Origin of the sequence: Dolichospermum planctonicum, assembly GCF_005402965.1 — a bacterium.
Lineage (GTDB): Bacteria > Cyanobacteriota > Cyanobacteriia > Cyanobacteriales > Nostocaceae > Dolichospermum > Dolichospermum planctonicum.
This window is the reverse complement of the sequence record NZ_BJCF01000072.1, coordinates 1-14,143: the sequence shown is the minus strand read 5'-3', so window position 1 is coordinate 14,143 and position 14,143 is coordinate 1. Positions and strand designations below refer to the sequence as shown.

The following is a 14,143-nucleotide window of genomic DNA, read 5'->3' as shown; positions in this document are numbered from 1 at the left end:
TGTGTTCCCACATTGAAACTATAGTAATCGTCAGTATCAGCACTTCCTACCCAGTCACTAAAACTTTGAGTTGCTGTTAATGCACCAACAGCACGGGCTGTAGCTAGGGTATTTCCCGCATTATCAACAGTAGTAGCATTTAAGGACAAACTGTAGTTAGTGTCACCACTATACCGATATACCCGCACATAATAAGTACCCGCACTCAACTGACTAATAATAGATTCAGAGGTAGTACCACTAGCAGCAGAACTAGAAATTGCAGTACCAGAACTATTGAGTAATTGAACATTCGCATCGGCACTCAAGCCTGTTAAACTCAAACTAAAGTTACTTGGTGTTCCCACATTGAATTTATAGTAATCGTTAGTATCAGCACTTCCTACCCAGTCACTAAAACTTTGAGCGCCTGTTAATGTCCCAACATTACGGGCTGTAGCTAGGGTATTATCAACAGGTGTAGCAGTGGCATTTAACGATAAACTGTAGTTAGTGTCACCACTATACCGATATACCCGCGCATAATAAGTACCCGCACTCAACTGACGAGTAATGGATTCAGAAGTATTACCACCAGCAGTAGAACTGGAAATTACACCACCAGAACTATTGAGTAACTGAACATCCGCATCAGCACTCAAGCCTGTTAAACTCAAACTAAAGTTACTTTGTGTTCCCACATTGAATTTATAGTAATCGTTAGTATCAGCACTTCCTACCCAGTCACTAAAACTTTGAGCGCCTGTTAATGTCCCAACATTACGGGCTGTAGCTCTGGTATTTCCCGCATAATCAAGAGGTGCAGTTAATGATGGAAGTTGCTGTGAACCAGGCTCTGTGGGCTTAGAACTTAAAGGATCTTTATCCAGGTAAGTTGAGGAATTACCCAATCCTGATAAAGAGGAATCAAAAGACTTTTCAGAATTATCAAACATAATGCACTCCTAAATCATTTATGAAAATGTGGATTCGTATAGGGTAGGGAATGCTGACCGACAATGCTTATCCTCAGCACACCTCAACTATTCGGTATTGTTTCCACAAAAATCAGATCTGAATCTCTTTAAATCAATAAAATGAAAATAATGAAAATATTGACACCAATTCAACCCATATCAGGGTAGATTTTGTCGGAATTTTTAAGATTCAAATACTTGACAAGATTTTTGTAGAACAATTAACTGTCACGAAATTAATATAAAATGATTTACACTCATACCACCACAGTATAAAAAGTTTATTTTTTGGTTATTTTATACTAAAATATACATTAATTACGCAGAAATGGCATGAAAGCCTTGATTTACCGTAGGCATAATTCATCAGTTACTCTTACTTAACAGGTAAATCTTAATATTTTGTAACCTACTAGCAAATAAAAGGCTAAAATCAATCTTCTCGGTCATTTATCGTCCCAAATAACTTTATGTATTTTGTGACTTAGTTCTTTAAATACACATCTGTTTAATTTTATTTAATTATATTTTAGCTAGATTAGATTCTATTTTATTTATAGACAATACAGTAAAAATCAACACCTAAGTAGGTGAACGGAAAACAACCGACATAAGTAACGAAAAGTAAAGTTGCCCAAAACCTCTCCCCTGTTCCCAGTTAAGAGTTCCCTGTTCCGTTGTCATAACGACAATTTTTCACGCCAACCTACTTAAATGAGATTGTTCAGCTTCAGAAAATAAGAAAACCACTCTAAAAACCTCTACCTTAAAAGGCAAAATATCTGGTTTATATTAACACAAAATAATATAAGATACAAAAGGTTATAGATAAACTAAAGTGTTTATAAAATTTGTTTATTTATCTACATTTGTAAATAAACAACGGGTAACTTTAAGCAACAAATAAGCCATAAATAAGCCATAAATTAGAGCATTTTTGTATATTAATTTTAATAAAATTAAGTCAGACAAGAAAGTGTTACATGAGAACAATGCAATCAACATCTTTAGCTGCATACTGAAAATACAATCACCAATATTTGAGATTTTCTTTGTCAAGCACCTCCGCTATGAATTTTGTCCACAGGATAAAAGCTAACCTGTCCAAAATCAAAATCTTGAACTGATAACTTCCATGGCCTAGCCATATTCACACTTACTAAACTCATACCAAATTAGGATTTTAGATTTGGTATCACACTTATGTACCGGAGAGGTCATGATATTTAACAATTTTTACCGAAAACTGCGCCAAGAAGCACAACTTTGGCGAGACGAAGGAATTATTAGTTCTTCCCAGCATGAACAAATAGCCAAGCGTTATCAACTCAATCATCTAGAAGAATCTACCCGTGATGGTTTTAGCATTATTGCTATTGCCATAGGTGGCTTACTTTTAGGCTTGGGTTTAATGACCCTTGTCGGCGCAAATTGGCAGGGTTGGTCACGAGAAGTCAAGTTTATCTTGTTAATGAGTTTGTTTCTCTCCACTGCTATTACTGGTTTTTTGACCTGGAGAGAACCCACACTCACCACAAATCAAAGTAAAAAATCTCAACAAAGTAAACGGATATTGGGAGAAGCATTGTTAATTCTCAGTGCTTTCATTTTAGGGGCAACCTTAATGTTAATGGGGCAAATATTTAATATTAGCAGTTCAGCTTCTGAGTTATTTTTAGCTTGGGGGTTTGGGGTATTAGTCATGGCTTATAGTCTTTCCCTCAATTCTTTGGGAATTATGGCCATTATCCTCATTCAAATTGGTTATTGGATAGGAATTGGTGATTTATGGTCTGTGCCTGGAGAAGTGAATTGGGCGCGGTTAGCTGTGCGTCATATGCCTCTATTGTCCTGGTTGCTATTTGTTCCTCTAGCTTATATTTGTCGGTCTCGGTGGATTTTTGGTATGGGAGTTTTGGCATTTATTCTCTCTTTAGAATACAATCTCAACCCTTTACCACTGTTGACATTTTCTGATGTCATTCCTTGGACAGCTTCTTTTGCTTTAGCCCTACCACCTGCTTTACTTTGGAGTTATGATGATCTACTTTTTCCTACTGTTAATTATAGGTTATTTCAACCCCTAGCCCGTAATTTGGGGTTGATATGTTTTGGTGTAGTTTTTTATCTTTTGTCTTTCCGTTGGCAATGGCAAGCTGTAGACTTTAGTTATGATCAACCCAATAATTTATCGAATGTGTTTCAGTCGTTACCAATTATTGATTTGGGTATTCTTAGTGGTTTGGCTGTATTACAATGGTTGTTTTTAGTTCGTCATAGAAATAGTCCACTCCGACGAGAAGTATTTTTTAAAATCGTCATCATTACTACTTTTTTGGCTTTCATTCTTATGACTCCTTTTTGGCATCAGGCTATCACTAGAATTACTGAACTAGGGATTTTTATCTTCAATATTCTCCTGGCAATATTAGCCTGGGGATTAATTCAAGAAGGTTTGAAGTTACGTAATAGAAATGCTTTTTGGTGTGGTATGCTATTATTTACTCTGCAAATTATCAGCCGGGTTTTAGAGTATAATACTGATGTCCTTTTCCGGGCTTTAGTATTTGCCTCTTGTGGTTATTCCCTTATTGCCGCCGGACTTTGGTTTGAACGGCATTTTACTACATCTAAAAGTAGTAATAACCAGAAATAGCATAGTTTTTCTATTAGTATGAAAGCATATTCATAAATCTCTGCGAATAAATTCCTATCGTAAATTTAGAAGTAATAGGAAAAGTATTTTTTCCTATCATCTATTACCAATTACTACATTAATCTCATGAAAAGTGACTCTCCTGAATCAAAAAAAACCTTAACTCCCGAAATGGAATTTTCTGAAAAATTGACTTTTCGGGATTATCTCATTGCTACAGAACAAAAGGCTAATAAACCTTTACCAATTTGGCGATTAATTGCCCCTTTATTGTTTCAAGTCGGTTTAATTTTGGCTGTACCTGTTCAAGCAATGTATACAGATATGGCTGGTAAAACAGTAATTTTGCAAACTGTATCTGCAAATCCTGATAATCTATTTAGGGGTTCTTCATTAAACTTAGATTATGATATCTCCCGTCCCGAAATGTTGCGAAAAGTATCAGGTTGGCGGGAATGGCTGCGGAAAAATTCCCGCAGAAATGGACAAATTATCCAGGGAAGTACCTTATATCTAATTTTGCAAGAACAACAATCTTTTAATCGTAATCAATTTCAGTCCTGGAAACCTGTACGCGTAAGTATTAATCGTCCTGTTTCTCTAGTTAATAATCAAGTAGCTTTAAGGGGTAATTATCAAGACGGTTTGCTTAATTATGGGTTGGGAAACTATTTCATTTCTGACGCACAAAGACAACAAATCAATAATGATCTTGCACAAATTCAGGAAAATGGAGATAGTAGACAAGAACCAATATTAGTGAGGATAAAAGTAGATCCTCAAGGTAATGCTCTTCCTACGGGTTTATCCATAAGAAATCGCAATTATCCTTTTCAGTAGGTAAATAGGCTGCAATAAATATAATCAATATCCAGGTGGATATCTACAGCGATTTTCAGGTCAATGAACCACAGTTTTTGTTTCACGCAATCTCTCTTAGAGATCCCTAAGGGTAGGCACAAAGGAAGAAAGCAAAATATTCTTCCCCTATTTCTTATTCAATTTTTAAGTTCACAGGTAAGCGGGTATAAATCCCTTGGGGATCATTCATTGTTTGTAAAATCTTGATTTCTTGTTGAAATTTTCCCAACTCATTTATTAACGGGTTATTACTTTTAATTTCAGTTTTTTCTATTCCTAATTTGGCTTTCGTTTCATCTAACTTTTTCCCCAATAATCTTTCTCCCCAGCTACCAACTTGGGGATATTCTTGTAATTGCCAATTATTACCTAATTTTGCTTGTTTAGCTGCATATTCAATGGCTACATTTAACCCACCAATTTCATCAACTAACCCGATTTGTTTGGCTGCTGTTCCTGACCAAACTCGTCCTTGAGCAATTTCTGCGACTTTTGCAGTTGATAGTTTTCTTCCTTGGGAAACTTTCTGCAAAAATAAATTATAAATACGGTCAACACTGCGTTGGTAAACTTCTAATTCTTGGGCTGATTTAGGACGGGAAATAGTTTGTTGATCTGCATATTCGGACGTTTTTACAGTATCCCAAGTAATACCATTATTATTACCCAATTTTTGACCATTGAATAATACGCCAAATACGCCAATGGAACCTGTAATAGTGTTAGGTTCTGCAAAAATTCGGTTGGAGTCACTAGCAATCCAATAACCACCAGAAGCAGCTACATCTCCCATGGAAACAATCACAGGTTTAAGTTGACGAGTTAATTTGATTTCTCTCTGCATGATTTCCGCTGCGGTAGCACTACCACCAGGGCTGTTAATTCGCAAAACTACAGCTTTTATTTGACTATTTTCCCTGATTTTAGTGAATATTTTAGCAAAGCGATCGCCCCCAATTTCTCCATCGTTACCACTACCATTAACTATTTCTCCTTCTGCATAAACAACAGCAATTTTATGATCTGAATCTACAGATTTTCCCGGAACTTCTGCATAATCACCCAAATTAATTTTTGTGAATGTTTTATCTTTTTCTTGCTGACCAGTTAATTTTTTCAAATCTGTGAATACTTGATCTTGATAAGCAGTCTTGTCTACTAAACCATTTGCTTGTGCTGCTGTAGCTTCTAAAATTGGTTGATTATTAGCGATCGCTTGTAACTTTTGCGGCTGTATATTTCGGCTTTTACCTACGGCTCTCCGCCATTCTCCCCAAATATCATCTAACAATTTTTGAGTTTGTTCCCGATTTTCTGGGCTGAGTTTATCCAGAATCAAAGGTTCTACTGCACCCTTAAATTTACCTACACGCACAATCTGCACGCCAATACCGTACTTTTGTAATGCTCCCGCTAAAAACATTGGTTGCGAACTTAAACCGTTCATTTCCATTGCCCCCATGGGATTAACCACGATTTGATTCGCTACGGAACTTAGATAATATTCCCGCTCATTCCAGTCTGTACTATAGGCAATAATTTTTTTACCTGTTTTACGGAATCTTTCCAGCGCTTGACGAATTTCTCTCAAGGAAGCATAACCAACCGCACTATTAGCATTAGTTCCATCTATATAAATACCCACAATACGTTGATCACGTCCTGCTTTATCTAAAGTTTCTACAACTTTACGGAGTGTAATACTATTTTCATCAACACCACTGAGAGTTTTTTGTAATAATTCATCAGAACTAGGTTCACTATCAGTGATTTTCATAGACAAGTCAAATACTAACACTGACTTATCCTTGACTGTTGGTCCTGAACCTTGAGAACTAGCAACCGCAATTAATATCAGCAAAAATCCTATTGTACTGAGTCCAGAAAAAATCATCAGTCCTAGTAAATTACCAATTAAACTTGCTAAAGTTTGTTTAATAAAGTTATTCATGGGTTATTAGTTATTAGTTATTAGTTATCGGTCTGTTACCACTTCTCGGTTGTCAGTGGTAACAATCATCTTTCTATTTTATCCGCTGTAAACTGTGTGATTGCTTCAATTTATACAAATCTTTATTTCCGGTACAAAATAACACAGTAGTTATTTCCGCAATTAATACCTCCGTTAATTCTATCACAGCCGCCTCCGATGCAGCCGCTGCCTTGAGGAAGGGCATTGCTAAACCAGCAATATCAGCCCCCAGAGCGATGACTTTAGCTACATCTAACCCATGACGCAACCCCCCAGAAGCAATTAAAGGAATATGGGGATCATACTCCCGAATACTGGTGATACAATCTGCCGTAGGTATACCCCAATCCCCAAATGTTCGCCCCAAACGCCGTTGTAAGGACGTTTCCGCCCTTTCGCTTTCCACCAAAGCCCAGGAAGTACCACCCGCACCAGCAACATCAATAGCTGTGACTCCCGCAGCTATCAGTTTTTCCGCCATTGTCGCCGAAATTCCATTACCTACTTCCTTCGCAATTACGGGGACAGGTAATTTACTGCATAATTTGGCAATTTTGTCAAGCAATCCCCTAAAATTAGTATCACCCCTGGGTTGAATAAACTCCTGTAAAGGATTAATATGTAGAATTAGGGCATCAGCTGCAGTTAAATCAATAATTCGCAAACATTCATCTAGACCATATTCGTAATTAAGCTGTACCGCCCCTAAATTAGCAAACAGGAGAATATCAGGCGCGTACTTACGCACAGCGAAAGTATCAGCAACTTGAGGTTTTTCCACCGCCACCCGGACAGATCCTACACCCATTGCTAACTTGTATTGTTGGGCTACTTCCGCAAGACGACGGTTAATAATTCCCGCTTGTTCTGTTCCCCCAGTCATAGAGGAAATTAATAACGGTGCATTTAAGTATTTTCCCAGAAAATTCGTACTCAGATCAATATCTTGATCATTAAGTTCTGGTAAGCAAACATGAGTAAAGCGGTACTTTTCTAACCCAGTTGTGATTTCTGAACATTCAACATTATCTTCTAAACAGATACGGATATGATCTGCTTTGCGATTTTGAGTTTGGGCTGGAGTGTTGATAGAAGGGTTCACAGTTTAATATGGAATTATGTTAATATTTACATCTTTCACCAAGCCAAAGCAATTATCCTATTAGTCCTAGATATCTCAGTATCTATTGTTGCAAATATTCTGCATATCCAAGCTGATCTAGTTTAGCTTGTTTTTCCATCACCGAATTACACAGACTTTGGCGATAAGCCACAACTTTTTGTAATAACTCCGGTTGGTGGGTAGCGAGAATTTGTACAGCCAAAAGTCCAGCATTTTTCCCATTCCCAATGCCAACAGTGGCGACGGGTATTCCTGCTGGCATTTGTACTATAGAATATAAAGAATCCACACCTTGTAAATTCCGAGTCGAAACCGGGACACCAATTACAGGTAAAGGAGTTAATGATGCTACCATACCAGGAAGATGAGCCGCACCACCAGCACCAGCAATGATTACTTTCATACCCCTTTGATGTGCAGTTTTAGCATATTCTACCATCCGTTCTGGGGTACGATGGGCAGAGACAATAGCAACTTCACATACAATACCAAATTCTTCACAAATAGCGATCGCCTCTTTCATCGTAGGTAAATCAGAATCGCTACCCATAATAATACCAATTTCTACACTCATAATAATTAGGGATTGGGGGCTGGAGATGAGGGTATATATTTCCCATTAACGACCAATGACTAATAACTAAAATAACACCCATGCTGGACAACATAAACATTATTAACGCAAAAGTACCCGGTTATCAAGATCTACAAAGAATCTTAGTTAATCAAGAAGGCATAATTGACAGCATTATGCCCATGAATACAGCATGGCAAGATATTCTACCACAACATCTGCTTTTAGATGTGGCTGGAGACTGGATTTCTTTGGGTGGTGTGGACTTACAAATCAATGGTGGACTAGGATTAGCTTTTCCCGAATTAACATTAGAAAATTCCCATAATTTACCAAAAATCTCCTCATTTTTATGGTCAGCAGGAGTTGATGCTTATTTACCAACTTTAGTTACCACCTCTATCGAAAATCTTCACCGCTCCCTCGCCATTCTCACTGATTATACCCAAAATTCCCCAAATTCTGCACAAATTCTCGGAGTTCATTTAGAAGGACCATTCTTAAACTACTACAAACGTGGCGCACATCCATCCGAGTATTTACTCCCCCTTACCATAGATCAAATTAAACGAGTATTAGGAGACTACGCTCCTATAGTCAAACTCATTACCCTCGCACCAGAGTTAGACACCACAGGAAAAGTCATCCCTTATTTGCGTTCCCTGGGAATTACTGTTAGTTTAGGACATTCACAAGCTACCGCAGCCGAATCACAACAGGCTTTTGCTCAAGGCGCTACAATGATCACACACGCTTTTAACGCCATGCCACCCCTACACCACCGCGAACCAGGTTTATTAGGTGCAGCAATCAATGATTCTCGTGTCTTTTGTGGCTTTATTGCTGATGGTCAGCACGTTAATCCAATGATTCTTAAAATTCTTCTACGTGCTAGTAAAAGCTTATTTATCGTCAGTGACGCTCTTGCACCTCTAGGATTACCAGACGGTATCTATCCCTGGGATAACCGACAAATTGAAGTGATCAATGGTACGGCTAGACTACAAGATGGGACTTTAACGGGAACAACTCTACCTTTGTTAGTAGGAGTGCAAAATCTCGTTAAATGGGAAGTTTGTGACATAGAAACAGCTATTAATTTAGCCACAAATGCACCTAGAAAGGCTATTGATTTACCAACATTTTCCTCCAATCAACCCGCTCATTTATTGCGATGGAACTATGATCCAGTTGGAAAGGAACTCACTTGGCAACGTCTAACTTTCTGAATCAGAATTTATCAGATTTTTTATGGGATTTTTAGATCCCTGAATTCCTCATACCCCAATATGAAAAATCTCCGTCAAACCCCTTGACAAAATTCTGGGTTTTGATTATAGTTATGTTAAGGGTGGAAAAGTGTGCGACCATATATATAAGTTGGATTCCAGTCAAATAGCGATCGCAGGTATTTATAATTTTGGCAAACCCCTTGACAAAATTCTGGGTTTTGATTATAGTTATGTTAAGGGTAGAAAAGTGTGCGACCATATATATAAGTTGGATTCCAGTCAAATAGCGATCGCAGGTGTATTTATAATTTTGGCAAACCCCTTGACAAAATTCTGGGTTTTGATTATAGTTATGTTAAGGGTGGAAAAGTGTGCGACCATATATATAAGTTGGATTCCAGTCAAATAGCGATCGCAGGTGTATTTATAATTTTGGCAAACCCCTTGACAAAATTATGGGTTTTGATTATAGTTATGTTAAGGGTGGAAAATTGTGCGACCATATATATAGAGGTTATAGAGAGATTTGTTATTTCCCCGTCCTCCAGATAATAAAGACCACCAATTTATCGAACCATTGAACCACTTGGAAAATCCGGGAAACAGTAACAAGGGAAAAATCACAGAACATAGATCGAATAACTACGATAGAATAACTACTTTTCAGAAGACAACAAAACCCGAAATCCGTAGTAGTGATGACGAGCATTATACAAGCCTTGGTTACGCATTGAACAACGACAACAACCGGCAAAGTATAGCCATGCACCACCGCGCAACACCTTATATTCTCCAACAGGATTAATCAAAGCATCACCATTTATAGGAGCATTTATATAATTTTCTTCCCAGTCATCTTCGCACCACTCCCATACATTACCGTGCATATCATACAAACCAAAAGCGTTAGGGGGGAAAGTTCCTACATCTGTGGTTTGTTGACGATATTCCCCTTTTTGAGCAGCAGCATAGGAATAGTTGCCATCATAATTCACCAAATTCGGGGTAATACTTTGACCGAAATAAAAAGGTGTCGTCGTCCCCGCTCTACAAGCGTACTCCCATTGTGTCTCACTGGGCAACTTGTAGTTCTTACCTGTATTTTCGCTTAACTTTTGACAGAATGCAACCGCATCATCCCAACTTACCCTTTCAACAGGACGATTATCACCCTTGAAGTGAGCGGGATTGTTGCCAATTATAGATTGATATTGCGCCTGTGTCAAGGGGTATTTAGCGATAAAAAAACTCTTAACAGTAACTTGGTGTCGGGGACCTTCGCTATTTGTTCTTCCCGCTTCATTTTCTGGTGAACCCATGTAAAATGTACCAGAGGGTATTTCTACCATTTCCAACATCACCCCATTTCCCAAATCTTCCACAAAGTATCTGGCTGCATGGTTGCGTTTTTTGATAATCTTACCATAAGCGTTGGTAGTGACAGTTTCAAAGTGGAAAATTTTTAGATTCTTGTCAATAGGGTTTTGAGAGACTTGAATATTTTGGCTTTCTTGTTTAATTCCTAAAAGCATAAACCATTCTTCTATTGATTGAGGACGTTTTTGATAATCTAATTCCATTCCTTTGAGAATAGCGTCATTCACTTTTTGACTAATATCAGCATTGTATTTTTGAGGTGGTTCTAGAGCAATGTTCATATCTAACATAATCTTAGCATTCAGATAAGTGTTAGGTAGAGGAATGAAAGGAGGTTTCTGAACTGCAATAATTACATACAATGTTGCTGCTAAAGCATAAATATCTAAAGCAGGAGTAAAATTACTTGTATTTTCAAATTGTTCAGGAGGTGCAAAAACAGGAGTTTTCGCATTGGTTAAACTCATCAATTCCGCAAAGTTGACTTCTCTGGCTAAACCAAAATCAATTAATATGGCTTTATTGTCAGATTCTCGCAGTAAAATATTCGCAGGTTTAATATCTCGGTGCAGATAATTACGACCATGAATATAACTTAAAGCTTCTCCAATGCCTTTAATAATTGATAAACCTGCACTTTCACTAAAAACACCATTCGCGTATAAATATTGTTCTAAATTTTTGCCTTGAACATATTCCATCACCATACAAGATAAACCATTTTCTTGAAACAGTTCAGGATACACTTTGACAATGTGAGGATGATAAAAGGTAGCTAAAACCATCGCTTCGGTATTGAATTTATCCTGTTCTTCAGTTAAGAAATTGGCAAAACCTTCTGTGCTTCCATATTTATCTCTATAACGTTGTTGGAGAAAAAGAACATTGAGACTTTTGATAGCTACTTGTGTTTTGCGTTTATGATCTTGCGCTAGATAAGTAACACCAAATCCTCCTTGTCCCAAAATATCAATAATTTCGTATTGTCCTTTTTTTAGTTGTTGTCCTAGAGTAAAATAACTCATAATTAACCATCATTAATGTAATTTCTCAATATCTGTTATTACAGATTCCTAATTACTAAGAAAATCAGACACAGTTTTTTGACAATATATCATAATTACAGCACGATTTGTGCCAAAATCCTCCTTGAGGATATAGAAATATCAGTAAAAACCAAAAAACGCCGAAAAAAAGATTTTATGGTGTTGACAAAAAACTTTGAATATGTTATCCTTATCTTGATAAGGAAGAACTATCTACAATTAATTTCTGATTCCCCTACATAACTGAATCATCTAGTCAATCAGACACAGTTTCTTGAACACATATCATAATTACAGCACGATTTGTGCCAAAATTTCGCTTTGAGGATATAGAAATACAAGTAAAAACCAAAAAACGCCGAAAAAAAGATTTTATGGTGTTGACAAAAAACTTTGAATATGTTATCTTTATCTTGATGAGGAAGAACTATCTACAATTAATTTCTGATTCCCGTAGGTAAGTGAATCATCTAGTCCATTTGGTATAGTTAGATGGTTTTAAGCTTCAATTGTGACACATATGATTATGTTTAACTATATCTGACAATATTTCTGTTATTTAAACTAAATAGTATTTTTTATGTCTAACATAGACATAACAGAAGCCTGAGTCTTTGTCAAGTCTTGATGAATTAAATTATCCGAATTAGGATATCCGAGATGTTAAGCTTTACAGGATGAAGTTAAAAATAATTATGTAATTAGATTAGTGTTTGTAGTGTTTGAAAAAATTATGTATATGGGCGCACCATTCTCCATCTATAACATAAACATAATATAAATCTTCGGATTTGTCAAGTATTGAATAGTTGCGGATTTTCTCCACCCAACCGATAAAACCTTCATACATAAATGTAACCTATATACATAGGTGTGATATATAATATTAACCAATAAATTAAGTTTTTGTATCTAACGTAACAGTAACACTATTTAAGATGTGCTTATGATACAAGCATCAAAGTAAATGCTGATATTTTTAACTATAAAAGTCCAGCTTTAATCACAGCTTTTCTAGCCCAAAAAACAGCAATGAATAAACGTATCCGCCCTTTTTATCGCCTTCTAGCACTAGCTATAGGTTCAATGGTGTTGGCAATTTTCGCGCCTACAGTTGTCCAGGCCGCAGACCCGGTAACACTGGAATCCTTAGACGCAACAACCAAACAATTACAAATTTCTGTTGATACTACCTGGGTATTACTCACAGGCTTTTTAGTATTTTTCATGCAGACCGGTTTTTCGATGTTAGAAGCAGGTTTACTGCGCCAAAGAGGTGTAGTTAATGCCCTATTGGAGAACTTTATTGATGCTGCCCTCACCATTTTAGTGTGGTGGGCTGTGGGCTTTGGAATTGCTTTTGGTACAAGTAGTGGTGGGTTCATTGGTACAGACACCTTTTTCTTAAGTCAATTACCCGTTGACGGTGCTTTTAGTAATGGTAACGTGCCAGGAATAGCCTCCCAACTCAATGCTTACACTTTGTTTTTCTTCCAGTTTGCCTTTGCGGCTACTGCCAGTACAATTACTACTGGGGCAATGGCAGGAAGAACGGACTTTGTTGGCGACTTAATCTACAGTGGTATTATGGCGGCATTTAGCTATCCCCTCGTCGTTCATTGGATATGGAACTCCAGTGGCTGGTTAGGAAAAATGGGCTTTCATGACTTTGCTGGTAGTACCGCAGTTCACACCGTTGGGGGTTGGACAGCCTTAGTTGGTGCTTATTTACTTGGACCTCGTCCCGGACGTACTGCTTGGGGAAAAATTCCTCCCGCCCATAACTTAGGTTTGGCGACTTTGGGAACTATGATTCTCTGGTTTGGCTGGTATGGTTTTAACCCTGGTTCAACCCTGGGTACTGCTAATCCTGGCTTAATTGGTTTGATTACTCTCAACACTACCCTGGGCGCTGGTTCTGGGGCCTTAGCATCCTTATTTTATCAATACAAACGTTCAGGTAAATGGGATTTAGCCTATTGTCTGAATGGTTCTTTAGCAGGGTTGGTAGGTATTACCGCCGGTTGTGCTTTTATCGCACCCTGGGCTGCGGTTTTGATTGGTTTAACAGGTGGAATTTTAGTAATTTTCGGCATTGATATTATTGAATCATGCAAAATTGATGACCCTGTGGGAGCATTTGCTGTTCATGGTATTAATGGCATGATGGGTACACTAGCAGTAGGCTTTTTGGGTCAACCAGAATTGACTTTGAATAAAACCCACATTCCGCACCCTGAACTGTCACAGATCAAAAAAGCAGAGATAGTAGTACATAATAACTAACGATCAATTAAAGAGAAATAAGCTTAATGAGAATACATATCATTAAAAGGGGGGTGGTGT

General features: G+C 37.5%; 9 protein-coding genes. 4 read left to right on the top strand and 5 right to left on the bottom strand.

What is annotated here, in order from left to right:
• On the bottom strand, positions 1-935 hold a 935-nt coding region (locus FFO06_RS19615; RefSeq protein WP_201275496.1), incomplete at its 3' end, for a PPC domain-containing protein.
• A gap of 1,240 nt (positions 936-2,175) precedes the next feature.
• Between FFO06_RS19615 and FFO06_RS19610 the strand changes: the two genes are divergently transcribed.
• Both FFO06_RS19610 and FFO06_RS19605 read left to right on the top strand, forming a co-directional pair.
• Entirely contained in the window at positions 2,176-3,612 is a 1,437-nt protein-coding gene (locus FFO06_RS19610) for a DUF2157 domain-containing protein (RefSeq protein ID WP_201275495.1), read from the top strand.
• Between the two features lie 126 nt (positions 3,613-3,738).
• The gene (locus FFO06_RS19605) at positions 3,739-4,452 is read left to right on the top strand and encodes a GDYXXLXY domain-containing protein (protein WP_137909534.1); all 714 of its coding nucleotides are present in this window, start codon (positions 3,739-3,741) and stop codon (positions 4,450-4,452) included.
• A 154-nt stretch (positions 4,453-4,606) separates the two neighbouring features.
• Here the strand turns inward: FFO06_RS19605 and sppA are convergent, their stop codons facing one another.
• The 3 genes from sppA to purE form a co-directional block, all read right to left on the bottom strand.
• Positions 4,607-6,424 (bottom strand): signal peptide peptidase SppA, encoded by a 1,818-nt coding sequence (gene sppA, locus FFO06_RS19600; protein ID WP_137909533.1) that lies wholly within the window; start codon positions 6,422-6,424, stop codon positions 4,607-4,609.
• 73 nt (positions 6,425-6,497) lie between these two features.
• Positions 6,498-7,547 carry a type 2 isopentenyl-diphosphate Delta-isomerase gene (gene fni / locus FFO06_RS19595; protein ID WP_137909532.1) on the bottom strand — a complete coding sequence of 350 codons (1,050 nt, stop codon included), beginning with the start codon at positions 7,545-7,547 and terminating at the stop codon, positions 6,498-6,500.
• An 82-nt stretch (positions 7,548-7,629) separates the two neighbouring features.
• Complete coding sequence (purE, locus tag FFO06_RS19590) at positions 7,630-8,142, bottom strand: 5-(carboxyamino)imidazole ribonucleotide mutase (protein WP_137909531.1); 513 nt, start codon at positions 8,140-8,142, stop codon at positions 7,630-7,632.
• Between the two features lie 80 nt (positions 8,143-8,222).
• Here purE and nagA point away from each other — a divergent pair, with 80 nt between their 5' ends.
• Complete coding sequence (gene nagA, locus FFO06_RS19585; RefSeq protein ID WP_137909530.1) at positions 8,223-9,371, top strand: N-acetylglucosamine-6-phosphate deacetylase; 1,149 nt, start codon at positions 8,223-8,225, stop codon at positions 9,369-9,371.
• Positions 9,372-10,030: 659 nt separating this feature from the next.
• Here the strand turns inward: nagA and FFO06_RS19580 are convergent.
• The gene (locus tag FFO06_RS19580; RefSeq protein WP_137909529.1) at positions 10,031-11,776 is read right to left on the bottom strand and encodes a bifunctional serine/threonine-protein kinase/formylglycine-generating enzyme family protein; all 1,746 of its coding nucleotides are present in this window, start codon (positions 11,774-11,776) and stop codon (positions 10,031-10,033) included.
• A 1,053-nt stretch (positions 11,777-12,829) separates the two neighbouring features.
• Between FFO06_RS19580 and FFO06_RS19575 the strand changes: the two genes are divergently transcribed.
• A complete protein-coding gene (locus FFO06_RS19575) occupies positions 12,830-14,083 on the top strand; it encodes an ammonium transporter (RefSeq protein WP_236097193.1) in 1,254 nt (417 codons plus the stop codon).
• The last annotated feature ends 60 nt before the right edge of the window (positions 14,084-14,143 follow it).